Source organism: Sphingomonas kyeonggiensis, from assembly GCF_014196745.1.
Taxonomy (GTDB): Bacteria; Pseudomonadota; Alphaproteobacteria; order Sphingomonadales; family Sphingomonadaceae; genus Sphingomonas; species Sphingomonas kyeonggiensis.
The window spans coordinates 429,483-453,732 of sequence record NZ_JACIEH010000002.1 but is presented as its reverse complement, the minus strand read 5'-3'; the positions used below and the strand labels follow the sequence as shown (position 1 = coordinate 453,732).

Sequence of the window (24,250 nt, the reverse complement as noted above, 5' to 3'; positions counted from 1 at the left end):
CAGACTATAAAGACCCATGGCGCACGTCAACGGCGCGGATTCAGAGCATTGGGAGAGACTATGGGTCGCTTTGGCAAGGCAGCACTGGCAACAACCGCCCTGGCAACGCTGGCAGTGGCGCAATCCGCGCTGGCGTCGGACGCCAGGCGCGAGAATGCCGGGACGCTCAAGGACGGCACCGCGGTCGAGGCCGTGACGCTGACCAACGCCAAGGGCGTGTCCGCGCGAATCCTGAGCTACGGCGCGACGCTGCAATCGTTCAAGGGGCCCGACCGCACCGGCAAGATTGCCGATGTCGTGCTCGGCTATGACGATGCCGCGACCTATGAGAGCCGCCCCAATTTCTTCGGCGTCACCGTCGGCCGCTATGCCAACCGCATCGCCGGCGGCAAGTTCACGCTCGACGGCAAGAGCTACCAGCTGCCGCTCAACGACAAGACCAACTCGCTGCACGGCGGCGGCCAGGGCTTCGACAAGAAGATCTGGCGCATCGTCTCGGTGAACAGCGGGCCGAGCGCCAGCGTGGTGTTCGCGCTGACGAGCCCGGACGGCGAATCGGGCTATCCCGGCAAGCTCGAAGTGAAGGTCACCTACGCGCTCGACGAGAGCGGCGCGCTGACCATCAGCTATGACGCGGCGACCGACAAGCCGACCGTGGTCAACATGACCAACCACGCGATCTTCGACCTGGCCGGCGAAGGCTCCCCCACCGGCGCGATGGGGCATCTGCTCACCATACCCGCCAAGGCCTATACCCCGGTCGACGCCAAGCTGATCCCCACGGGCGAGCTGCGCCCGGTGGAAGGCACGGTGTTCGATTTCCGCAAGGCCCGGCTGATCGGCCAGGACCTGCGCGACGGCCGCGACGAGCAGATCCGCTTCGGCCTGGGCTATGATCACAACTTCGCGCTCGACAAGGGCGTGACCGCCAGGCCCGAGCTCGCCGCGCGGCTCGAGGATCCGGCATCGGGCCGCGTGCTCGAAGTGCTGACCACCGAGCCGGGCGTGCAGTTCTACACCGGCAATTTCCTCGACGGCACCTATTACGGCAAGTCGGGCCACCTCTATCGCCAGGGCGACGGCATCGCGCTCGAGCCCCAGAAATTCCCGGACGCTCCCAACAAGCCGGGCTTCGTCTCCGCGCGCGTCGACCCCGGCAAGCCCTATCGGCACGTCATGGTCTACCGCCTCTCGGTAACCCAGTAACGGAATTGGCATGACTTCTGAAAACCAGCCCAAGCTGCGCTCGCGCGCCTGGTTCGATAATCCCGACAATATCGACATGACCGCGCTCTATCTGGAGCGCTACCTCAACTTCGGGCTGAGCCTGGAGGAGCTCCAGTCGGGCAAGCCGATCATCGGCATCGCCCAGACCGGCAGCGACCTGAGCCCCTGCAACCGCCATCACCTGGTGCTGGCCGAGCGGGTGCGCGAAGGCATTCGCGAGATGGGCGGCATCGCGCTCGAATTCCCGGTCCACCCGATCCAGGAAACCGGCAAGCGGCCGACCGCGGGCCTCGACCGCAACCTCGCCTATCTCGGGCTGGTCGAGCTGCTCTACGGTTACCCCCTGGATGGCGTGGTGCTGACGGTGGGCTGCGACAAGACCACGCCGGCCTGCCTGATGGCGGCGGCCACCGTGAACATCCCGGCGATCGCCCTGTCGGTCGGCCCGATGCTCAACGGCTGGCACAAGGGCGAGCGGACCGGTTCGGGCACGATCGTGTGGAAGGCGCGCGAGCTGCTCGCAGCCGGCGAGATCGAGGCGAAGGAATTCATCCGGCTCGTCGCCAGTTCGGCCCCCTCGACCGGCTATTGCAACACGATGGGCACTGCGACGACGATGAACTCGCTGACCGAGGCGCTGGGCATGTCGCTCCCCGGCTCGGCCGCGATCCCGGCGCCGTACCGCGACCGCCAGGAAGTCGCCTATGACACCGGCAAGCGCATCGTCGAGATGGTCGCCGAGGATCTCAAGCCCTCGGACATCCTGACCCGCGAGGCGTTCGAGAACGCGATCGTCGTCAATTCGGCGATCGGCGGTTCGACCAACGCGCCGATCCACATCAACGCGATCGCCCGCCATATCGGCGTCGAGCTGCCGCTCGATACCTGGCAGGAGAAGGGCCATCACGTGCCGTTGCTGGTCAACCTGCAGCCGGCCGGCGAGTATCTGGGCGAGGATTATTACCGCGCCGGCGGCGTGCCCGCGGTGGTCGCGCAGCTGATGGGCCAGGGGCTGATCCACGAAGGCGCCGTCACCGTCAACGGCAAGACGATCGGCGACAATTGCCGCGGCGTCGCGATCGAGGACGAGAAGGTGATCCGTCCTTTCGAGGCGCCGCTCAAGGAAGAGGCCGGCTTCGTCGTGCTGCGCGGCAATCTGTTCGACTCGGCGATCATGAAGACCAGCGTGATCGATCAGGCCTTCCGTGCCCGCTATCTCTCCAACCCCGAGGATCCGGAGGCCTTTGAAGGCCCCGCCGTAGTGTTCGACGGGCCGGAGGATTACCACCACCGTATCGACGACCCAGCACTCGGCATCACGCCGGAGACGCTGCTGTTCATGCGCGGCGCCGGTCCGATCGGCTATCCGGGTGCGGCCGAAGTGGTGAACATGCGTCCGCCAGCCTATCTGATCCGCGAAGGCGTGCACGCCCTGCCCTGCATCGGCGATGGCCGCCAGTCGGGCACGTCGGGCAGCCCGTCGATCCTCAATGCCAGCCCCGAGGCTGCGGCGATGGGCGGTCTCGCGCTGATCCGCACCGGCGACCGGGTCCGCATCGACCTGCGCAAGGGCACCGCCGATGTGCTGATCCCGGACGAGGAACTGGCCGAGCGCCGCCGCGTGCTGGCGGAAGCGGGCGGATACCCCTACCCCGCCTCGCAGACGCCCTGGCAGGAAATCCAGCGCGGAATCGTCGGCCAGATGGAGACCGGTGCGATCCTCGAAGGTGCGGAGAAGTACCAGAAGATCGCACAGACCAGGGGCCTGCCCCGCGACAATCACTGAGTCATCGTCCAGTCCGCCCCGCGACTCGGGCGCGGCCAACGACTCGAAAACCGGCGTGACCAGGGTGAAATTCGCCACGGTCACGCCGATTTTACTCTGCGAATAGGTTAACAGGACGCGGAATCGCGCGTCCTTTCGCAACAAGGCCCGAGAACGGGCCCAGATAACACCACACCATTTCGGCGGAATTTGAGTTTCAGGTTTGCACCGATTCGGGACGCGGCCTTTACCGGGATTCCGGGCTCGACCTTAAATCCAGCAATATCAATATAGTGGCCTAGTGTGTTAGTCGAGCACTACGCAATTACCGACATGGGAACAACCACAAGTTCCCCCTAACAGTTTGTTCACCATTCCTTCTGTCAGACGCGGTGCCGCTGGCCTCGCGTACCAGAAGGGTGAGGACATGCGCACACGTACGCATCTGGCAATCGCGGTATGCACGACGGCGTGGATCAACGCCGCATCGGCCCAGACCACCGCTTATTCGCCTGACTCGGGCCGCACGCCCAATCAGATCGTCCTGTCGATCCCGGTAACGGCTTCCGTCGGCGGCCGATGCGGCTTCGCAAGCGCCCCGAACGGCTCCTTCAACCAGAATGATTTCGACGTGAACGGCCTGGCGCACGACTTCTCGTTCGTGCTCGACTGCACCGGCCCCTCGCGTGTCGCAGTGGTGTCGCAGAATGGCGGGCTCCGTACCACGGGAACCGCCCCGACCGGATACACGGTCCTCGCACCCTATAATGTGAGCCTGCACCTGGTCGCCACCGGCGGCGGCACGACCGCGGACGCGACCTGCACCGCAGCGACGCTGCCGACCGGTTCCTCCTGCAGCTTCCTCGGCCCGGCGAACACCTCGCAGGGGCTTCGCCTCCCGGCCGCCTCGACGGCGCAGGCGGGTTCGTACCTGCGCGTCGCCGCCCCTCCCTATGCCGGCGCCCTGGCGCTGGTGAACGGTACCTATTCCGACGTCCTGACGGTGACACTGAGCGCATCGCCCTGACGCCGAACTGCCGGTTCGGCCCGGCGGCCGGCGCCAGAAACCCCGGGCTTCTACCCCAAGTGAAATGGCAGTCGCGCCGGCCCCGGCCTCGTCTGTCCGACTTTAAAAGGAGAGCATTATGAAGAAGTTCCTGTTCACCGCCCTTCTCGCCGGTTCGGCGTTCGCGGCGGTCCCGGCAGCCGCGCAGAGCGTGTCGGGCAATGTCACGGTGACCGGCACGGTCGCCGCCAAGTGCACGTCCGCGGGCGGGCTGAACGGCGCCATCAACCTGGGCGAACTCGCCAATGCCGATGGCAAGATCAATTCGACCCTCTCGGGCAATATCGGCGGCCTGACCCGCTCGTTCACGGTGACCTGCACCAGTGCCAATCCGCAAATCTCGGTCGACGCGTCGGCCCTGGTCAATAGCGCGATCCTGACCCCGACCACGGGGTACACCAACACCGTGCACTACACCGCGACGATGGCCGCTTCCAAGGCCGGCGGCGGCACCACCTCGGCGATCGACACCTCCAACGTCGCAGGTCCGACCACGGCGCTCGTCGGCGACCACCTGGCGAATTCGCCGAACAACATCGTCCTCACGGTTTCGAACGGCAACACGACCAATGCCGCCGACATGCTCGAAGCCGGCTCTTACTCGGGTGTGATCGCGCTCACCGTGAGCCCCTCCGCCTGACCCGTGCTGGGCGAGGGAGGCCGCCCCCTCTCCTCCCTCGTCCAGACATTTCCTTCGGGAGAACGACTATGCGCATTTCTTTCCTGCTCGCCGTTCCGGCCGCGCTGGTCGCGACCCCGGTACTGGCACAGTCGAACGGCACGGTGACCGTGAACGGATCCGTCGCCGATCGCTGCCTCTTCACCATTCCCTCCGCGGTCATCGCGCTCGGGGAAATCTCGCAGAGCGGCACCGGCGCCTCGGCCGGCAAGCTCGACACGACCCGCGTGGACAACCAGTTCCGCGACCTGGTCGGCTGGTGCAACGGCACTGCGGCGACGATGACCGTCGAAGCGCAGCCGCTGCTCAACCTCGACTATAGCGGCGCGCCCATCGCCGGCTTCGATACGCGGGTCGATTATCTCGCCACCGCCGCTGCCAACAGCACCTCCGCGACCGACAGCTCGCTGGCCGCCAACCCCGGCCCGGGCAGCCCGGTCAATGTCGGCCTGTTCACCGGCAACATCCGGGTGACGCTGTCGCAATCCTCGACGCCGGGAAGCGGCCTGCTCGTCGCCGGCAATTACGGCGGCCAGGTCATCGTGACCCTGACGCCCAACTTCAGTGGCGGCGGAGACTGATCCGCCGGGCACCTCACCGGACCGATTTGGGAGGCAAGCATGAACAAGCATATGGTTTTCCGCGCTGCACTGACCACCTCGCTGGTCATCTGCGCACCGGCAATCGCCCAGACCACGGGCACGACCTCCTCCGGGACGGTGACCGTGACCGGCACGGTGCCGTCGCTCTGCTTCGGCGGGACGCTGACCGGCGGGAGCAACATCGATCTCGGCGTGCTCATCGATACTTCGACGGGCCTGCTGCGCACCAATCTGCCCGCCCCGACCCGGACGCTGACCGGCGCCTTCTGCAGCTCCCGCAGCGTGATCTCGGTCGAGGCGACGCCGCTGCTGACGCAGAACGCCACGGGCACGCCGCCGGCCGGCTTCTCGCGGACGGTGAACTATCGCGCCACCGCCAGCGGCTGGTCGCCGACGTCCGCGGTCTTCACGACCGGCGCCGCCAGCAATCCAGCCGCCTCGCAGAATCGCGACACCGCGTTCCAGAGCGACATCACCATCACCCTCGACAACTTCCTGACCGGCGGAGGCACCGGGCTGCGGCTCGTCTCCGACCCGCTCTATCGCGGTGCGGTCACGGTAACGCTGTCGGTGGCCGATTGAGGGAGTGCCCACCATGCGCAGCCTCTCCATCCTCGCGATCGCGGTCCTGCTCCCGCTCCCTGCCGTCGCGCAGACGAGCAGCGAAGTCCGGCCGTTCGACGTGACCGGCCAGGTGCCCGGAACCTGCACGCTCGGCGCGCCGCGCCTGGGCGGCGCCCAGGCCAATTTCCGCGGCATCAACGGCAACAGCCTGCCGATCGACCAGCTGGTCGATGGCACCACGCTGTCGACCCGGCCCGCATCGGCGGAGATCAGCTTCGACGCGGTCTGCGCGTTCCCGCACCTGCTGCGGGTGGAGAGCCAGAACAACGGGCTTTGGCGGACCGGCGAACGCAGTGGCGTCGCGCCCGAAGGGTTCGGCGACGCAGTGCCCTATCGCGCGACGCTCCTCTGGGCATCGCAGACGCTGGCACTGTTCGCCGATGCCCGGCTGCGCCGGATGTCCGAAGGCACCCTGTACGTGGGCGCGACCGCGACCGGCACGCTCCAGCTCAACCTCGTGATCGACGCCGGTGCCACCAATCACCGCGCAAACGCGCCGCTCGTCGCCGGCACCTATGGCGACACGCTGCGCATAACCCTGGAGCCGCAGCAATGATCAGGATCCTGCTCCCCGCGGCGCTGGCATTGCTTCCGGCGTCGGCCCTGGCCCAGAACCAGCCCCAGCCGGTCACCGCGCATCTCGACATCATCGGCGAGGCGCCTGCCGCCTGCCTGATGAAGTCGCCCGCCGGCGCCAGCGGCAACAATGCCAGCTTCGATCCCGTGTCGGCCGGAACCGGCCGCATCCGGATCGACCAGCTCGCCAGCCTGACCGATGCGACGCCACTGGCCGCCGCGATCCGGGTCGAGCTGCCGGTCATCTGCAACGCCCCCCACCGGATCATCCTGCGCAGCGGCAATGGCGGGTTGCGCCGCGAAGGTCCGGCCGTGGCCAGCGTCGCCCCCTTCCGTCAGCTGCTGCCCTACCGGCTCGGCATCCGCTGGGGTGCCGACCAGACCGACCGCAGCACCGATGACGGTGCCCCTATCGTGATCGACGCGGGCGGTCCCCGCTCGGGCGATCTCGCCGTGCTCTTCACCCTGACCAGCGGCGGGGCTCCCCTCGTGGCCGGCAACTACACCGACGAGATCGTCCTCGAGGTCCAGGTGGCCGACTGAGGCTCCGATCCCGTTCCCAGGAGAAACACACATGAAGAAGTGGATCCATGGTCTCGCTCTCGGCACGGCGCTCGCCGCCGCGATGCTCGCGAGCAGTCCGCTGGTGAAGGCGGAGACCGTGCAGCCCGTCGTGATCGATCTGTCTCCCACCGGCAGCGGGATGAGCCAGACGATCACCGTGGAGAACACTTTCACCCAGCCGCTGCCCGTCGAGCTGCGCGTCGAGGAGCTGACCTTCGACCAGACGGGCCTGCACGGCACCGGCAAGGACTCCGGCGACCTGCTGATCTTCCCGCCCCAGGCGATCATCCAGCCGGGCCAGACCCAGTCCTTCCGCGTGCAATATATCGGCGATCCCGCGCTGGCGCGCAGCAAGCATTACTACGTCACGGTCGCCCAGCTGCCGGTGCAGCTGCCCCAGGGCCAGTCCGCGATCCAGATCCTGTACAATTTCCAGGTGCTGGTGAGCGTGAAGCCGGCGGGCGCCAAGGCGCAGCTCAAGATCGCGCAGAGCGAAGTCGCGCGCGACGAGAAGGGCCAGCCGGTGGCGGCGATCACGCTGACCAACGACAGCCCGGCACACGGCTATCTCTCCAAGGGCCGGCTGCGGATCGTCGAGCGCGATCGCAGTGGCAAGGAAGTCTTCCGCCGCACGCTCGCCGGGCCGGAAATCCAGCAAACCGTAGGCTTCGGCCTGGTCGGTGCGGGGCAAACCCGTCGGCTGCTCATCCCCGTTCAGCTTCCCACCAGTGAAGGCACGATCGATGCCCAATTCACGCCCGAAGGCTAAGCGCTCCCTGCGCTATGCGGCACTCGCCCTGATGGCGGGCTGCGCCCATCTTGCCCTGTCGCCCGCCGCCCGCGCCGATGAGGACGGGAAGCAGACGACCCAGGAACAGGAACGCCACATCGTACTGCCCAAGCCGTCGAGTAGCGGCACCGAGCCCCAGGCGCGGATCAACCCGACGGGCAAGCCGGTGACGCTGACCGTGGCGGCCAAGGACGGCCCGGTCTATCTCGGCGACATCGTCGTCACGATCCAGCCCGACGACTCGATCGAGTTCTCGTCGCGGCGGCTGATGGACCTGCTGTCCAACGTCCTCGATCCGGACGTGCTGCGCAACCTGCAGGCGAGCTTCGCGGGCAAGACGGCGATCGGTCCCGAAGCGTTCCAGTCCTCCGGCATCCAGCTCCGCTACGATCCGCAACAGCTGGCGATCGCGATGGACATCGCCAGCGAGCGCCGCGCGACGCGCACCGTGATGGTCAGCCCGCTCGAGCGCGACAAGATCGGCACCTATGTGAAACCGGCCGAGTTCAGCGCCTATCTGAACATCCGCGGCAACGTGGATTACCTCTGGAGCGGCGCCGACAAGGGCCTGCAGTCGCCAGTGCTGTTCCTCGACGGCGCGGCCCGCGCAATGGGCGCGGTGCTCGAGAGCCAGGCGGTCTGGCAGCCCGGCAGCAACGCCACCGATTTCCAGCGGCTCGGCACGCGCCTGGTCTATGACGATCCCAAGCACCTGGTCCGCTGGACGCTGGGCGACCTCCAGCCGGTCACCCGCGGTTTCCAGTCGGTGCCCGACATCGCCGGCCTGTCGGTCTTCCGCTCCTATAGCGTATTGCAGCCGCAGGAGATCGTGCGACCGCGCGGCGACCGCAGCTTCCAGCTCACCCGATCGTCGACCGTCGAGGTGTACGTGAATGGCGAGCTGGTCCGCCGGCTCCAGCTGGCGCCCGGCACCTATAACCTGCGCGACTTCCCCTTCACCCAGGGTGCGAACGATGTTCGCCTGAACATCCTCGACGATGCCGGGCGCAGCGAGGTCCTCCGCTTCAACGTCTTCCTCGACCAGTCACAGCTCTCGGCGGGATTGAGCGAGTTCGGCCTCTATGCCGGCGTGATGGCCCCGCTCGAGGCGCACGGCCCCAATTATTCGAGCAAGCCCGCGGTTTCCGCCTTCATCCGCCACGGCATGAGCGACGCGCTCACCCTGGGCGCCAACATCCAGGCCGACAGCCGGGTGGTGATGGGGGGCGTCGAAGCGGTATGGGGCACTTCGCTCGGCACCTTCGCGGGCAGCTTCTCCTATTCGCACATCGACGGCATCGGCAATGGCCGCGCCGCGCTGGCGACCTTCCAGCGGCTGATCCAGCGCCCCAATGGCCGCTCGGACTCGATCACGATGTTCTTCGAGAGCCGCAGCCGCGACTTCGGTCCGATCGGCACGGTGATCCCGCGCAACCCCTTTGCCTGGGAGGCCGGCGGTGGCTATTCGCACACCTTCACCGATTATCTCTATGGCGGCATCGACGGACGCTATTCGCGCGGCCGCGATACCCAGCGCGACCTCTACACGGCCCGTGCCACCATGGGCTGGCGGATCAACGATCGCCTGACCATGACCGGCGATTTCCGATACGAGCGCGACAATGTCCGCTCCGGCCCCGGCGGACTGCTCAGCCTGACGCTGCGCCTCGGCCGCTATTCCAACCTGCGCGCCGATTACGACACGCGCACCGAGCGGGCCCGCCTGTCGTACAACATGATGCACGGCCAGGGCGTCGGCTCCTACAACATCGCCGCCGATGTCGAGCGCGACCAGAATGGCGCCGGCGTCAGCGTCGCAGGCAATTATGTCACCGACCGCGCCGATCTGGGCTTCAGCCATTTCGGCACCTTCGACGATGATTTCGGCCGATCGACCGGACAGCGCACTTCGTTCCGCTTCGGCACGGCGATCGCCCTGGCCGATGGCGCATTGACGATCGGCCGGCCCATCTATGACAGCTTCGCCGTGGTGAAGGGCCATGAGAGCCTGAAGGGCGCCAATATCCGCGTCGATCCGACGGAGTTCGGCTATGTCGCCTCCACCGGCGCGCTGGGAACCGCCCTGCAGCCGAGCCTGAGCTCCTATTCCGAGCGCACGGTCAAGATTGACGTGCCGAACGCGCCCGCCGGCTATGACCTGGGCCAGGGTGCCTATCGCCTCTTCCCGCCCTATCGCAGCGGCTACCGGCTGGACGTCGGCTCGGGCTACAATCTGACCGCGATGGGCCGGATGACCGATCGCAACGGCGATCCGGTCTCGCTGGTCACCGGCAAGGCGACCGAGCTGGCGCATCCGGAGCGTGAACCCGTGGTGGTGTTCACCAACCGCGAGGGCCGCTTCGCCGCCACCGGCCTGGCCGCCGGCCGCTGGCGGATCGACATGCTCGACAGCGAGAAGAGCAGCTACACCATTGATATTGCGGAGAATGCCGAAGGCGTCGTGCGCCTTGGCGAGCTCACGCCTGCAGCGAAGGACGGGACCAAGCAATGAGCAAGAAGCTAAAGCTGATCGCAGCTGTCTGCGGCGTCCTCTGCGTCGCCGAAGCCGCGCCAGCCTGGGCACAGGGCAAGGGGACCTGCGGCGTCACCGGCCAGGCGCTCGCCTCGCCGACGATCACCTACGACCCCTTCTCGCCGAGCGGACTGACCCAGGTGACCATTCCCCTGGTCCTGACGCGCTTCGGCACCGGATCGGCCAAGACCCAGACGGTCAATTTCGTGCTGACCAAGCCGGTAGGCACGCCCAACTACCAGGTCCTCTACAACGGCACGAGCATCCTCTACACAGAGGGCAACACCATGGGGCACCCGACGATCAACTCGCAGGCCGCGGGGGAGATCAACTACAATTTCGGCGGTGCATCGCAGCCGGATCAGTCGACGCCGTTCAACCTGGTCGTCACGGTGCCGGCCAATGTCGACCTGTCGGCCGGCCTGCCAATCGACTTCGACATCCTGTTCGTCTGCAAGGGCACGGGCGGCATGGACGACGTCAACACGCCGACCAAGCTGTCGAGCGCGATCCACATCAACGTCAATGTGCTGAGCGCGCTGCAGGCGGCCTATGCCGGCCCGGCGCTCGATTTCGGGGAAGTGGGCGACAAGACCGATGCCGATGTGGCGGGCACGCCGATCGTGCGCACCGGCTATGTGCGGGTGGCGAGCTCCGGGCCCTATACGATCAACATGACGTCGCAGAACAACTACCGGATGACCTTCTCCGGCGGCAATCCGACGAACCCGATCCAGTCGCTCGGCTATTCGGCGACCTTTGTCGGCCAGACGCGCAGCCCGACGGCGACGACGCCGATCACCAAGACCTGCACCCGCGCCGGACTGGCCGGGTCGCCCCAGGGCATATTGCTGCCGCTGCAGGTCACGTTGCTGGAGGGAGGCAAGACGCGGACGCCTGCCTCCGTCTACCAGGACATACTGACCGTCACCGTATCCCCGCTGGCCGCGGGTACGCCAGGCGTGACCTGCCCCTGATCCGGCCAGGGCCGGACCAGGGGGACTGGATCAGAGCGCGGTGACGCGGATCGACAGGGTGCCGTTCGCCTGGCCGTTATCGGTGACCAGCGACACCTTGTGCGCCGCAATGCCCGGCTGCGAAGCGCTCGAGATCACGGTCGAGCCCGCATCCGAAAGGCGCACGGCATTGCCGTCGATCATCAGAGTCGCGCCGGCCAGTTCCGGCGAGTGATCGACGGTGACCTGATAGCCATTGGCGCTGTTGCAGAACTCGTGAAGCGTGCCGAGATCGACCTGGCCGCTGTTCGAGGGCGTGACCATGCTGTCGAGGTTCGCGCGGCAAACCACCGGGACATAACCCGAAACCATCAGACGATACCCGTCCTGATTGGTGTCGGCAAAGGCCGTCGGTGCCACTGCGAGCATCGCGCCAAAGGCTGCGACTGCGCCGGCGCGGCGCACGAAGGTAGAAGCGCTGTTGTTGTACTGCATGAAAAGGAACTCCCGCCAGAACGGTTCCTTTTTCGCGCAAAGCGGTTGACGCGGGGTTAAATCGCGGCTCCGTAACCTGACGCATTGAGCCAAGAAACCGCAGTTTCCTGCGGTTTCCGTGGCTTGCGAGCCATAGCTGAGACCCCACGGGCCAGGGCACTCCCGAAGGCAGCAGCAGCCCCCCGAAATCGACTCGATTGTCGCCCTCGCGGAGCCGGATGAAGCGAGCCCTGCCGCTACTGCCCCGACACCGCCGGGAACGCCGCGCGGCCCTGTCCCATCCCTGCCGCGAAGGCGATGCGCAACGCGTCGGACAGGCTCTTCGCATGGAGCTTGGCCATGATGTTGGCGCGGTGCACCTCGACGGTGCGGGAACTGATCCCCAGGTCGAAGGCGATCGTCTTGTTGGGCAGCCCCCGCGCCAGCCCCTCGAGCACCTCGCGCTCGCGGCAGCTCAGCACGCCCAGCACCACGCCCGCCTCGGCGACTCGCGCGCTATGGTCCTTGCCGGCCGCGATCCGGGCAAAGGCCCGGTCGATCGCATCCTGCAGCGCGTCGGTGTCGAAGGGCTTCTCGAGGAAATCGACCGCGCCCGCCTTCATCGCCTTCACCGCCACCGACACGTCGCCATGGCCAGTCAGCACGATGACCGGCATCGTCACGCCGCGCGCGTTGAGCCGCTGCTGCACTTCCAGCCCGTCCATTTCCGGCATCCGGATGTCGAGCAGCACGCAGCCCGGCTCGGCATGGCGCACTTCCTTCAGGAAGGCGATGCCGGAGGACCAGGTCCGCACGGTATAGCCCGTGGTGGTCAGGAAGAATTTCGCGCCACGGCGCACGCTCTCTTCGTCGTCGATGACGTGGACAAGCGGTTTGTCGGTCATTCCAGGGCCTCCGTGTCGGCACGAACCAGGGTGAATAGAAAACGGGCGCCGCCATCCTGGACGGGCTCCATCCAGATGCGACCGCCATTGGCCTCGACGATCGTCCGGCAGATCGAGAGCCCCAGCCCCATTCCGGTCAGCTTGGTGCTGTGGAAGGCGCGGAACAGGTTCTCGGCGACCTCGGGCGACACGCCCGGCCCGGTATCGGCGACGATCACGCGGACGAACCCGGCCTCGTCGGGCATGGTAGAGACGGTGAGCGAACGCCGCGGCCATCCGGCCATCGCCTCGATCGCGTTGCGCATCAGGTTGATCAGCACCTGCTGGATCTGGATGCGATCGACCAAGACGCTGTCGGCGCCGGGATCCAGCTGGAAGCTCGCCTCGATCCCGCGTTCCCGCGCCCCGATGAGGGCAAGCGCGGAGGCATCCTCCACCAGCGCCGACACGGACTCGATCGTCTTCTCGACTTCGCCGCGCGCCACGAACTCGCGCAGCCGGCGGACGATGCTGCCGGCGCGCAGCGCCTCCTCGAATGCTTCGTCGAGCCCTTCCTCGATCATGTCGATATTCTCGAGATCATTCTCGCGCAGCAGGTTGCGCGCGCCGCGCACGAAGGTGACGACGGCGGTGATCGGCTGGTTGAGCTCGTGCGCGAGCGTTGAGGCCATCGTGCCCATCGCGCTGACTCGCGAGGCATGGATCAGTTCGGACCGCAGCGTCTCGATCCGCTCTTCGTCGGCGACCTTCTCGGTGAGGTCGCGGATGAAGCCGATGAAGACGCGCCCGCCTTCCGCAACCGCCTCGCCCACCGACAGGTCCATCGGGAAGGTCGTTCCGTCGCTGCGCCGGCCGAGCACGATCCCGCCAATGCCGATCATCCGCGGCTCGCCGGTCGTCAGGTAGCGGCGGATATAGTCGTCGTGCCGCTCGCGATCGGGGGATGGCATCAGGCAATTGACGTTGGCGCCGACGACATCTGCCTCGCGCATGCCGAACAGCTTCTCCGCCGCCGCGCTGAACGAGAGGATCTTGCCCGCCTCGTTGATCACCACCATCGCATCGGGCACCGCCGCCAGGATCGAGCGGAATTGCGAGGCGCTCGCCTGGAGATGGCGCTCCGCCGCACGCTGCTCGGTCACGTCGCGGATCACCTTGGCGAAGCCGCGTAGCGCGCCCCGCTCGTCATAGAGCGGGGTCAGCATGATGTGCGCGAGGAACTCGGAGCCGTTCTTGCGGACGCACCAGTCCTCTTCCTCCAGCCCGCCCTCGGCCCGGGCCCGGTCGAGATCGTTTTGCGGCTTGTCGTGCTCCACCGCGACGTCGGGATAGAAGAGCGAGCAATGCTGGCCCACCACCTCGCGCTCGGTCCAGCCCTGCATCCGCTCGGCTGCCTTGTTCCAGATCGTCACCCGGCCCTGCGGATCGAGCATGTAGATGGCGCAGCCCTCGGCGCCGTCGATCAGCAGGTTCAGCGTCTCGGCAAGGTCTTCCGCCCGGCTCACCCCGCGCTCCGCGACCTGCTCGCTGGTGCGCAGGCGCCATTGCAGGCGGATGATATAGGACACGACGATGATGATCACCGACGAGGCCAGCAGGAAGACGATCCGCTCGAGAAAGGCCGTCTGGTCGCTCGCCCATCCCGCCAGCGTGACGGCAAGGATCGAAGCCAGCGCCGCGGCCAGCGCGGGGCCGGCACCGGCAAAGGCACCCGTTACGAAGACCGCGACGGCGTAGAGCAGGTAATGCCCATAGTCGCCCAGCCAGGGCGCGAGCGTCCAGCGCAGCAACGTGGCGACAGCGACCGAGCCAACCACCACCCCGCAGGCGGCAACCAGGTCGCGCGCCGATGTTCGTGGGGCATCGGCCACCGCAATCTCCCCCCTTCGGCGGATGGAGATGCACAGGATAGTGCATCCACTCCACCGAATAGGTCAGCCGACGATAGCACGGAGAAATTGCATCGGAAACGGTGCAGAAACATCGTGGAAATGGAAAATTCGGCGTGTTCCGGTTCGAAAACGAGACTCGCTTAGGAGATTTCCGCGACTTGCGCTTCGCTTTCGGCGTCTATCGGAACTGCGGATGCGAGCTCTTCCAACAGCGAGTCGTCTCGAAAGGGCTTGGGCAGCACTGCGGCAAAGCCCGCTGCGATTGCTTCGGCCTGCAGCGCATCAGAGAAGAACGCAGTGATCAGGACGGCGACGCCGTGCCAGCCCCGGGCGAGCAGCGTGCGCAGCGCCTGGACCCCGTCGCAATCGGGCATCGAATAGCCGACCACGACATGCGACGTCTCCACCGAGGCGGGATCGACGAGCGCCATGGCGGCGCTGGCGAAGGAATGGACCTGGTAGCCCTTGCCCTGGAGCAGCAGCTGCAGGCCTCGTCGGACGGACGCATCGTCTTCAATCAGAAGGAGATGCGGGAGATTCTGCTTCCGCGGACCCATTGTGCCCTACACCCTCTTTGCAGGCTTGCTGCTTGTGGGGCCGCCCGCGTCTGTCGCGCCGTCGGTCGATGCCCTGTGCAATCCTATCAGTATTCCGGGGCCACCGAACAGACCAAAGAAGAGCACAGAAGCAGCCTCCTTCAAGGCGCGGTCCCGATTCTGCGCATATCCCTCCGCCGCGAAGGCCACGATCCTTGCGCGGTGATGGGATGCCAGTGATCGAGCAACGGACGCCGGTCCGTTGGGGTATCACGCCGATTTCATGTCGGGATTGGTCGGGCCGCTCGCCCTTCTTCATCCCTGCCCCTTTTGCCGGTTACGGCATGCCGACACCCTAGGTCGAACCGCCCGCGCGCCGCGATTCGTAGTCTTACTTAATACTCTTGGCAGGGGGCACCTCGACAGCTGACAACGCTAGACCGGCACGCCGTCCAGCGCGACCGCCTCCACGCCGATGCAGCGGGCCATTTTCTGCGCGAGGATCGCGCCGACGGCGCCGCCCATTTCCCCGATCTCCAGGCGCATCTCCATGCATCCCGCGACGGTACGAATCTCCAGGTCGGGCGCCTCGAGGTCGTGCTGCGCGACGAGGCCGACCAGGCGGCAGACCAGGGCAGCGCTCGGCTCCCCGACGATATCGAACCGCATTGCCCGGCTCAGGCTGCCTCGCGCACCGCGGCCGCCGGCGCCGGCGCCGCGACGATCCGTGCCCGGGCCAGCGCATCCGCGGCGCGGTGTGGGGCAAGGCCGTTCTGCGCGGCGTGGGAAAGCACCGCCCCCAGGCGCACGCCCGTCGCATGGACGCGCGTGGCCACTTCGTCGATGCTCCAGCCGAGATATTCGCCGGCGACGCTGATGATCCCGCCCGAGTTCACCACATAATCGGGCGCATAGAGGATGCTGCGATCGACGAGCCGGTCGCCATCCTCGGGCGTGGCGAGGACGTTGTTCGCCGCACCGCAGACGACGCTGGCGCGCAGCCGGCGGATATTCTCCGCGTCGAGCACCCCGCCCAGCGCACAGGGCGCGAAGATGGCGCAGCGCGCATCGAGGATGCTGTCACGGCCCATGATCTCGGCATCATAGCGGCAGGCGATCTCGGCGGCGATGCCGGGGCGCGGCTCGGCGACGATCAGTCGGGCGCCGGCCTGGTGGAGCATGCCGCACAGCGCCGACCCGACATGGCCGAGGCCCTGTACCGCAACGCGCAATCCCTTGAGCTCGCTGCCGAGCTGGCGGCGGGCGGCTTCCTCCATCGCCAGGAACACGCCGCGCGCGGTCCAGGGCGAGGGATCGCCCCCGGGGCGCCCATCGCGCGGCGGAAGGCCCGCGACATGGCGCGTCTCGCCGCGCACGGCCTCCATGTCGGCCACGCTGGTGCCGACATCCTCGGCAGTGACATAGTCGCCCTCCAGCCGCGCCACCGCCCGGCCGAACGCAGCGAACAGCCGGCGCCGGTCGAAATCGCCCTCGGGCAGGTTGAGCACCGCCTTGCCGCCGCCCAGCGGCAGGTCGGCCATCGCATTCTTGTAGGTCATGCCCTCGGCCAGCCGCATCGCGTCGCCGACCAGCGCGGCATGGTCGCCATAGCGCCAGAGCCTGCACCCGCCCGCCGCCGGGCCGCGCCGGGTCGAGTGCAGCACGATGATGCCGTTCAGCCCGGCATCATCGTCGCGCAGCACGTGCACGCTCTCGGGCGGGGTGGCGGAATCACAGACGGTATCGACCATGGGAAAGGGCTCCTGAAATCTGGAGGTGACTCTTCCACGATCTTTGCGGGATAAACTGGCCTTGTTTGCAGGATTCACTATGAAGTCAGCACGATCATACCGAATTTAGGCACATTGGAGAAAAGATTTGCCCACCAGCCTCGATCCGTTCGAACGCAAGATCCTCCAGGTGCTGCAGGAAGACGCCTCGATGCCCACCGCAAAGCTGGGCGAGATGGTCGGTCTGTCGAGTTCGCCCTGCTGGCGACGCGTCGACCGGCTGGAGAAGGAAGGGATCATCACGAAGCGGGTCGCGCTGGTCGACCGGCAGAAGGTGGGGCTCAACGCCCACATCTTCGCGCAGATCAAGCTCAACGCCCATGGCCGTGCGAACCTGGACGAGTTCGCCGCGCAGATCCGCTCTTTCCCCGAAGTGCTCGAGGCCTATGTGCTGATGGGCGTGTTCGACTTCATGCTGCGCATCGTCGCGGCGGACATCGAGGCCTATGAGCGCTTCTTCTTCACCAAGCTGTCCAAGCTCCCCGGCGTGCAGGAAATCAACTCGACCGTCGCGCTCAGCCAGGTGAAGGCGACGACGGCGCTGCCCATCCCCTAGCGCGCCGCCGTCTCTCCTTATCGATGGCTCACTTGAGCAACAGGCGCACCTCGCCGAGCGGCTGGGTGTAGCGCGCCTGGCCCGCCGGATCGCCGCTCACCAGCGAGCCGCGATCCAGGCCGATGTCGAAGCCTTCGGAATAGGCGCCGACCGCAGTCAGGAACTTGCCGACGGGGCCGGCGGCGACCTGCTTGCCGTTCACATAGAGCGTCACCGTGCCCGGTACCGAGGGGTTGAACAACGCGCCCTTCGCGCTCGGCTGGTCGGGCGCATATTCATAGGCGACCGTGAGCGGCCCGGACGGCAGCGCCGCATCCGAGACGACGGTCTGGTGTGCCTGGCCATAGGCATTGTTCTCGAACACGAGCCTGCCCTGCTTCACATAGAGCGTGAACCCGCCCAGGCGCCCGCCCTCGGCGAGCAGAACCCCGCTGCCTGTCGCGGCATCGCCCTTGATGTCCACTTCGAAGCGGTGGGCCCGGCCAGACAGATCCGGCAGCGCGTTGCGCGGCAGCTGGCCGATCCCGGCCTGATAGGCGAAGCGGGTCGCGTTCTTGTCATAGAGGCTCGGCGCGCCGACCGGCGCCGGCAGCAGCGGGAAGACGCCGTTGCGCAGCCCTTCCTTCTCGAACTCCGCCTTCAGCTCGGCGAGCTTGGCCGGCTCCTTCGCGGCCAGGTCGTTCGCTTCGCTATAGTCCTGATCGACATGGTAGAGTTCCCAGCGATCGGTGGCAGGGTCGCTGGTGTAGACGCTGAGGCCCGACTCGATCAGCTTCCACGGCAGATAGGGCCGGCGCGCCGCCGCCACCCAGCCGTCGCGATAGATGGCGCGATTGCCGAATATCTCGAAATATTGCTCGCGGTGCGCCTCGGGCGCGGCGGCGTTGGTGAAGGTCGGGACAAGGCTGCGGCCCTCGAACGGGATCTGCTTCACCCCGTCGACCGTATCGGGCAGCGCAATGCCGGCCGCGTCGAGGATGGTCGGCGCGATGTCGTTCACATGGCCGAACTGGCCGCGCACCGCGCTCGGCGCGTCGGTATGGCCGGGCCAGGACACGATCAGCGGGTTGCGCGTGCCCCCGAAATGCGAGGCGACCTGCTTCATCCATTGGAACGGCGTGGTCGTCGCCCAGGCCCAGCCCGCGGCATAGTGATTGGCGACATCGGGTCCGCCGAACTTGTCGAGCTGCGCGAGCTGCGCCGCCACGCCCACCTGGCCGCCGGTGCCCGAAGCGGCCTCGTTGGCGATCGAGCCGTCGAGCCCGCCCTCCGCGCTGCCGCCATTGTCGCCGACGATGTAGAAGATCAGCGTGTTCTGGCCGCCCGGCCGGCTGCGGACCTCCTGGATCAGCCGGCCGACCTCGGCATCGGTGTGCTCGACGAACGCCGAATAGACTTCCATCTGACGGGCGTAGAGCTTCTTCTGGTCGGGCGTCAGGCTGTCCCAGGCGGGCAGGCCTTCGGGACGCGGCGTGAGCTGGGCATTGGCGGGGATGACGCCCAGGCGCTTCTGCCGGGCGAACGCCTCCTCGCGATATCTGTCCCAGCCGCCGTCGAACCGGCCCTTGTTGCGCGCGATCCATTCGGCGGGTGGATTGTGCGGCTGGTGCGCCGCGCCGGTGGCGAAATAGAGGAAATAGGGTTTGGCGGCGGCGAGCGCGTCATGCTCGTCCACCCAGCGCAGCGCATGGTCGACCAGGTCGCTGGTCAGGTGATAGCCGGGCGCGGCCTTTTGCGGCGATTCCACCGGGGTGGTGTTGTCGAAGAGATGCGGCTCCCACTGGTCGTCCTCGCCCGACATGAAGCCGTAGAAATGGTCGAAGCCGAGTCCGGTAGGCCAGCGGTCGAACGGCCCGGCGGACGAGATCTCCCATTGCGGCGTGTTGTGCCACTTGCCGATCGCCGCGGTGCTGTAGCCATTGTCGTGCAGGATCCGCGCGATCGAAGCGGTCTCTTTCTTCCAGATCGTGTTGTAAGCAGGGAATCCCGCCGCAATGTCCTGCAGATTGCCGAACCCGACCTGGTGTTGGTTTCGGCCGGTGAGCAGGGCTGCGCGGGTAGGCGAGCAGATGGCGGTGGTGTTGAAGCGATTGTAGCGCACCCCGTCCCTCGCCAAGGTGTCGAGATTGGGCGTGCGGGCAAGGCCGCCGAACGTGGAAGTCGCGCCGAACCCGACATCGTCGAGTAGGATCACCACGACATTGGGCGCGGACCTGGGCGCCTCCGGCCGCCGGGGGAAAGCCGGTACCGAGTCGGCGCGCTTCACCGCGATCTTGCCGGTGAAGCCTTCGCTCCCACCGGGCGCGGTCTGCGCCCGCACGGCCAGCGGCGTGGCCAGTGAAACACTCGATGCGGACAGCAGCAGCAACGTACGGCGGAATATGGTCATGAGCCCCTCCAATCGGCTCCGACAATACTCTACTTACATGATAGACAATAAGGAGATGCGCTTTAGCCGGCGATAGCCGAGCTTGCTCCCGGGCGATCAGGCCTCGGGCCGGATGGTCGGCCGGGTGTTGGGATAGATCTGCTCGACCTTGGGCTCGCCCGGTGCCGGGCCGTGCATCCCATAGGCATTCACCGGCTGCGCGCGGTTCACCCAGAGCGCGTAATAGAGGTGATCCGCGCGCGGATCCTCGGTGTTGGGATGCAGCAGGATGGTGAGGCCAAGGCTGTTGAGCTGCAGCCAGGGGACGATCACCGGCAGCAGATCGTTGGTGAAGCCGAAATAGAAGGACGGCGTCACGTGCGGGCCACGCGGCTCGAGGTTCCAGTTGCCCAGTTCGACCGAGAAGCGCTCCGCCGCCCATTTGCGGATCAGTGCGGCCTTCGCGTGGCTGTCCTCGTCGAAATAGATGTGCGCGTGGTAGCTCTTGATGTCGGTATAGGCGCGTGGGTTCGCTGGCAGCACCGCCTCCCCCGGACGCACCGATTTGGGCCGCGGGGTCGGCTCCTTGTAGGTATCGTAGCCCCACGGACTGCGGCCCGCCGGTACGGGCGCCGGCGCGGCCGCAACCGGCACGGTCTGCGCCTCGGCACCACGCGCCAGTCCAATCGCGGCCAGTGCTGCGGCGCCGCCACCGAGCAGCGCACGTCGCCCCGGCGATAGCAGATCGGCCCACATCTGGTCGTCACGCTCGTTGAAGAAATTGGGTTCCAGCGACACGGGATCGTCTCCGGTGGAAGGGGAAAGGCGTCGGGGCCGAGCGGATCGTCGCTCAGTGCGCACGCATGCCGGCAAGAACGAGCTCGGGCGCCGCTTCCTCCGGAAGGAAATCGGGCACCGAGAGATAGCGCTCGCCGGTGTCGTAGGCGAAGCCGAGGATGTTCGCGCCCGGCAGCTCGGGCAGCTTGCGGGCGATCGCAGCCAGCGTCGCGCCGGAGCTCAGGCCGACGAGCAGCCCCTCCTCACGCGCGGCGCGGCGGGCGAAGGCCCGCGCTTCGTCCGCCCCCACCTGGATCACGCCGTCCAGCATGTCGGCATGGAGGTTGGTAGGCACGAATCCGGCACCGATGCCCTGAATCGGGTGCGGTCCCGGCCGGCCACCGGAGAGGACCGGCGAAAGCTCGGGTTCCACTGCGAACACCTGCAGGCCCGGCCATTCCATCTTGAGCGTCTCTGCCAGCGCGGTGATGTGTCCGCCGGTGCCGACGCCGGTGACGATCGCGTCGATCGGGTCGTTGCGGAAATCGGCAAGGATCTCCTGCGCGGTGGTGCGGACATGCGCGTCGATGTTCGCGGGGTTGTCGAATTGCTGCGGCATCCAGGCACCGGGCGTCACCCGCACCAGTTCGTGCGCCCGTTCGATCGCGCCGGCCATGCCCTTCTCGCGCGGGGTGAGATCGAAGCTGGCGCCATAGGCGAGCATCAGGCGACGGCGCTCCACGCTCATGCTCTCGGGCATCACCAGGATCAGCCTGTAGCCCTTCACCGCGGCGACCAGCGCCAGCCCGATGCCGGTATTGCCGCTGGTCGGCTCGATGATCGTCCCACCGGGACGGAGCAGGCCCTTGCGCTCGGCCGTCTCGATCATCGCCAGCGCGATCCGGTCCTTCATCGATCCACCGGGGTTCGACCGTTCGGACTTTATCCAGACCGTGGCATCCGGGAACAGCCGCGATACGCGGATGTGCGGCGTGCCGCCGATCGTCTCGAGAATGCTGCTCGCCTTCACGCGCGACTCCCCCATTTTTCGGGCCGGGTTTATTTCCTATCAGATTAGTGGATAATAAGCCAGCTTGGTCCATTCCGGTCCTGATAGTTTTAGCTCAGCCCAGTGAAGCCGAACTCCGGTTGCTCTGCCTAATCTCTACTTGAATGATAGAGATAAGGGAGGCACGACCATGCACAACAGGAAGATCCGGGTTCTCGCACTAGCCGCCACCGCGCTCACCATGGTCGCTTCGGCGCCCGCCTGGGCCAGGGATGACGACAAGCCCAAGCCCGTTGCCACGACCGCCGGCGACCCCGCTGCGGACGAGGACGCGCAGCACGCCACCGGCCAGGAGATCCTGGTCACCGCGCGCCGCCGCGAGGAGAAGCTGCAGGACGTGCCCGTCGCGATCAGCGCGGTCTCGGGGAACGAGCTTGCCGACCAGCATATCTACCGCGTTGCCGATTTCGCGGCGAAGCTGCCCAATTTCGCCGCCGTCCAGCAGAACACCCGCGTCTCGGGCCTCTATGTCCGTGGGCTCGGCGGCAATGCCAGCAACGACGGTGCGGAATCGGGCGTCGGACTGATCGTCGACAATGTGTTCTTCACCCATGTCGGCTTCAGCTGGCTCGATTTCGTCGATCTCGACCATGTCGAGCTGGTCCGCGGACCGCAGGGCACGTTGCTCGGCAAGAACACCACGATCGGGGCGCTGATCGTCACCACCAAGCGCCCGAGCTTCACGCCCGAACTCAACCTCGAGGCCGGCTATGGCAACCAGAACCGCTACCAGATCCGGGCCAACGCCACCGGCCCGCTGATCGGCGACACGCTTGCCTATCGCGCGACCTTCTATGTCGACCGGTCGGACGGCTGGGCGAAGAACAAGCAGGACGGCCAGAAATATCTCGACGTCAATCGTTGGGCAGCGCGCGGACAGTTGCTGTTCCAGAGCGGACCGGTCACCAGCCGCCTGATCGGCGAACATTACGAGACCAGCGAGTACAACAATTACTATCCGGGCTTCGCCGACGCCACGACCTTCGCCAATGGCGCAGTCCGCTCGGGGGCCTGGGAGAACAAGCTCAAGTCGATCTTCGGCTACACGCCCAGCTACAAGATCGGCCAGAACGCCAATCTCAACACCCAGCAGCGGATCGACTCGCGGGTCAACGGCCTGTCGAACGAGCTGACCATCGACCTGGGCGGCCCGACCCTCACCGCGGTGAGCGCCTGGCGCCAGCTGCGCTTCCGCCCGCACAACGACAGCGATCTCTCGCCCTTCTCGATCCTGCGCGCCGGCTATGACGTCGATGTCGACCAATATTCGCAGGAAGTGCGCATCGCCTCGCCCATCGGCGGTCCGATCGAATATCAGTTCGGCGGCTATTTCCTGCGCGAGGACCTGGTCAGCAACAACCGCTCGATCTTCCAGGCGGACTCGACGAAGTATTTCCTCACGGGCGCGCTGCCCGCCGCGGCGCTTTCGCCCGCCATTCTCGATGGCGTGGAATATGACCAGTACGGCAAGCTCCGGGTCACCAGCGGTGCCGCGTTCGGCCAGCTGACCTGGCACGCGACCGACCGGCTCGCGCTGACCGGCGGCCTGCGCTTCACCCGCGAGAACAAGAAGGCGTCGAACACCGCCACGGCGTTCGGCGGCGCAACGCTCCCCGCCGCGCTGGCGCCGGCCCGAGCCGCGATCGTCAACGCGTTCGGCGGTGTGTTCGAGGTAGCGGACGAGAAGACGACCAGCAGCTGGTCGTGGCTGGTCAACCCATCGTTCAAGCTCTCCGACGACGTGCTGCTCTATGCCTCGGTCAGCTATGGCGAGAAGTCGGGCGCGGCAAATCTGGGCGCGACGCCGGGCAAGCCGGTGATCATCGATCCGGAAAAGTCGACCGCCTATGAGGCCGGCATCAAGACCACGCTCGCCGGCGGCCGGGCGACCTTCAACGTCAATTTCTACTGGAACGACATCAAGGACTTCCAGGCGACCCAGTACGACCCCAACCGCGTCGCGCTCGGCTATTTCCTCGGCAACGCCGCCCGCGCCCGTCTGCGCGGCGTCGAGCTGGAGGGCTCGGCCAAGCTGGGCGGCGGCTTCAGCGCTACCGCGAGCGGATCGTTCAACGACGCCACCTTCCGTTCCTACACCAACGCGCCGCCGCCGGTGGAGCTGAGCAACGCCGTCGCCTCGGTCAACCTCTCGGGCACCCGCATTCCGGGTTCGTCGAAGTGGAGCGGGCAGTTCAGCCTGAACTATGACAACAACGTCTCCGACACGCTCGGCCTGTTCGGGTACATCAACCAGACCTATCGCAGCGACACCAACCTGCTCAGCGCCGTCTACGGCAAGCAGGAAGGATACGGCCTGACCAATGCCGGCATCGGCATCCGCAGCGCCGACGGCCGCTATTCGCTGCAATTCTGGAGCCGCAACCTGTTCGACAAGCGCTATGCCGTCGGCATCGGCCAGGCGACGGCAATCACGCCCTTCATCAAGGTGCTCGGCGAGACGCGCACCTTCGGCACCACCGCCCGGGCGCGGTTCTAAGCGA

At 66.7% G+C, this 24,250-nt stretch carries 22 protein-coding genes; 13 read left to right on the top strand and 9 right to left on the bottom strand.

Annotated elements, in window-relative coordinates; all coding sequences use genetic code 11:
• Positions 1-60 precede the first annotated feature (60 nt).
• The 11 genes from GGR46_RS11260 (at position 61) to GGR46_RS11210 (ending at position 11,403) form a co-directional block, all read left to right on the top strand.
• Positions 61-1,206 carry an aldose epimerase family protein gene (locus GGR46_RS11260; protein WP_183997709.1) on the top strand — a complete coding sequence of 382 codons (1,146 nt, stop codon included), beginning with the start codon at positions 61-63 and terminating at the stop codon, positions 1,204-1,206.
• Positions 1,207-1,216: 10 nt separating this feature from the next.
• The gene (locus GGR46_RS11255; protein WP_183997707.1) at positions 1,217-3,013 is read left to right on the top strand and encodes an IlvD/Edd family dehydratase; all 1,797 of its coding nucleotides are present in this window, start codon (positions 1,217-1,219) and stop codon (positions 3,011-3,013) included.
• A gap of 406 nt (positions 3,014-3,419) precedes the next feature.
• Entirely contained in the window at positions 3,420-4,019 is a 600-nt protein-coding gene (locus GGR46_RS11250; RefSeq protein WP_183997705.1) for a hypothetical protein, read from the top strand.
• Positions 4,020-4,137: 118 nt separating this feature from the next.
• Positions 4,138-4,698: a hypothetical protein gene (locus GGR46_RS11245; protein ID WP_183997703.1), complete on the top strand. Its 561-nt coding sequence runs from the start codon at positions 4,138-4,140 to the stop codon at positions 4,696-4,698.
• A 68-nt stretch (positions 4,699-4,766) separates the two neighbouring features.
• A complete protein-coding gene (locus tag GGR46_RS11240; protein WP_183997701.1) occupies positions 4,767-5,318 on the top strand; it encodes a hypothetical protein in 552 nt (183 codons plus the stop codon).
• Between the two features lie 39 nt (positions 5,319-5,357).
• Complete coding sequence (locus tag GGR46_RS11235) at positions 5,358-5,921, top strand: hypothetical protein (protein ID WP_183997699.1); 564 nt, start codon at positions 5,358-5,360, stop codon at positions 5,919-5,921.
• Between the two features lie 13 nt (positions 5,922-5,934).
• Positions 5,935-6,519 carry a hypothetical protein gene (locus GGR46_RS11230; protein ID WP_183997697.1) on the top strand — a complete coding sequence of 195 codons (585 nt, stop codon included), beginning with the start codon at positions 5,935-5,937 and terminating at the stop codon, positions 6,517-6,519.
• The gene (locus tag GGR46_RS11225; protein WP_183997695.1) at positions 6,516-7,082 is read left to right on the top strand and encodes a hypothetical protein; all 567 of its coding nucleotides are present in this window, start codon (positions 6,516-6,518) and stop codon (positions 7,080-7,082) included. Before GGR46_RS11230 ends, GGR46_RS11225 begins: the two co-directional genes overlap by 4 nt.
• 31 nt (positions 7,083-7,113) lie before the next feature.
• Positions 7,114-7,872 carry a fimbrial biogenesis chaperone gene (locus GGR46_RS11220; protein ID WP_183997693.1) on the top strand — a complete coding sequence of 253 codons (759 nt, stop codon included), beginning with the start codon at positions 7,114-7,116 and terminating at the stop codon, positions 7,870-7,872.
• Positions 7,847-10,405 (top strand): fimbrial biogenesis outer membrane usher protein, encoded by a 2,559-nt coding sequence (locus tag GGR46_RS11215; RefSeq protein WP_183997691.1) that lies wholly within the window; start codon positions 7,847-7,849, stop codon positions 10,403-10,405. The genes GGR46_RS11220 and GGR46_RS11215 overlap by 26 nt, the downstream gene beginning before the upstream one ends.
• Positions 10,402-11,403: a hypothetical protein gene (locus GGR46_RS11210; RefSeq protein ID WP_183997689.1), complete on the top strand. Its 1,002-nt coding sequence runs from the start codon at positions 10,402-10,404 to the stop codon at positions 11,401-11,403. The genes GGR46_RS11215 and GGR46_RS11210 overlap by 4 nt, the downstream gene beginning before the upstream one ends.
• A gap of 30 nt (positions 11,404-11,433) precedes the next feature.
• Here GGR46_RS11210 and GGR46_RS11205 read toward each other — a convergent pair whose 3' ends face one another.
• The 6 genes from GGR46_RS11205 to GGR46_RS11180 form a co-directional block, all read right to left on the bottom strand.
• On the bottom strand, positions 11,434-11,877 hold the full coding sequence (locus GGR46_RS11205) for a hypothetical protein (protein WP_183997687.1): 444 nt from the start codon (positions 11,875-11,877) through the stop codon (positions 11,434-11,436).
• Between the two features lie 236 nt (positions 11,878-12,113).
• Complete coding sequence (locus GGR46_RS11200; protein WP_183997685.1) at positions 12,114-12,761, bottom strand: response regulator transcription factor; 648 nt, start codon at positions 12,759-12,761, stop codon at positions 12,114-12,116.
• Complete coding sequence (locus GGR46_RS11195; protein WP_343058111.1) at positions 12,758-14,632, bottom strand: PAS domain-containing sensor histidine kinase; 1,875 nt, start codon at positions 14,630-14,632, stop codon at positions 12,758-12,760. Before GGR46_RS11195 ends, GGR46_RS11200 begins: the two co-directional genes overlap by 4 nt.
• A gap of 161 nt (positions 14,633-14,793) precedes the next feature.
• Complete coding sequence (locus GGR46_RS11190; RefSeq protein WP_183997683.1) at positions 14,794-15,210, bottom strand: response regulator; 417 nt, start codon at positions 15,208-15,210, stop codon at positions 14,794-14,796.
• A gap of 414 nt (positions 15,211-15,624) precedes the next feature.
• Positions 15,625-15,858 (bottom strand): hypothetical protein, encoded by a 234-nt coding sequence (locus tag GGR46_RS11185; protein ID WP_183997681.1) that lies wholly within the window; start codon positions 15,856-15,858, stop codon positions 15,625-15,627.
• An 8-nt stretch (positions 15,859-15,866) separates the two neighbouring features.
• Complete coding sequence (locus GGR46_RS11180; protein ID WP_183997679.1) at positions 15,867-16,940, bottom strand: Glu/Leu/Phe/Val family dehydrogenase; 1,074 nt, start codon at positions 16,938-16,940, stop codon at positions 15,867-15,869.
• A gap of 127 nt (positions 16,941-17,067) precedes the next feature.
• Between GGR46_RS11180 and GGR46_RS11175 the strand changes: the two genes are divergently transcribed.
• Entirely contained in the window at positions 17,068-17,535 is a 468-nt protein-coding gene (locus GGR46_RS11175; RefSeq protein WP_183997677.1) for an Lrp/AsnC family transcriptional regulator, read from the top strand.
• A gap of 28 nt (positions 17,536-17,563) precedes the next feature.
• On the opposite strand, the gene GGR46_RS11170 is transcribed toward GGR46_RS11175, so the two are convergent.
• The 3 genes from GGR46_RS11170 to cysK all read right to left on the bottom strand — a co-directional run bounded on the left by GGR46_RS11170 (position 17,564) and on the right by cysK (position 21,710).
• Positions 17,564-19,924 (bottom strand): arylsulfatase, encoded by a 2,361-nt coding sequence (locus tag GGR46_RS11170; RefSeq protein WP_183997675.1) that lies wholly within the window; start codon positions 19,922-19,924, stop codon positions 17,564-17,566.
• Between the two features lie 96 nt (positions 19,925-20,020).
• The gene (locus GGR46_RS11165; protein ID WP_343058110.1) at positions 20,021-20,701 is read right to left on the bottom strand and encodes a DOPA 4,5-dioxygenase family protein; all 681 of its coding nucleotides are present in this window, start codon (positions 20,699-20,701) and stop codon (positions 20,021-20,023) included.
• A 52-nt stretch (positions 20,702-20,753) separates the two neighbouring features.
• Positions 20,754-21,710, bottom strand: a complete 957-nt coding sequence (gene cysK, locus GGR46_RS11160) for a cysteine synthase A (RefSeq protein WP_183997673.1) — start codon at positions 21,708-21,710, stop codon at positions 20,754-20,756.
• Between the two features lie 169 nt (positions 21,711-21,879).
• Here cysK and GGR46_RS11155 point away from each other — a divergent pair, with 169 nt between their 5' ends.
• On the top strand, positions 21,880-24,246 hold the full coding sequence (locus GGR46_RS11155; RefSeq protein ID WP_183997671.1) for a TonB-dependent receptor: 2,367 nt from the start codon (positions 21,880-21,882) through the stop codon (positions 24,244-24,246).
• The last annotated feature ends 4 nt before the right edge of the window (positions 24,247-24,250 follow it).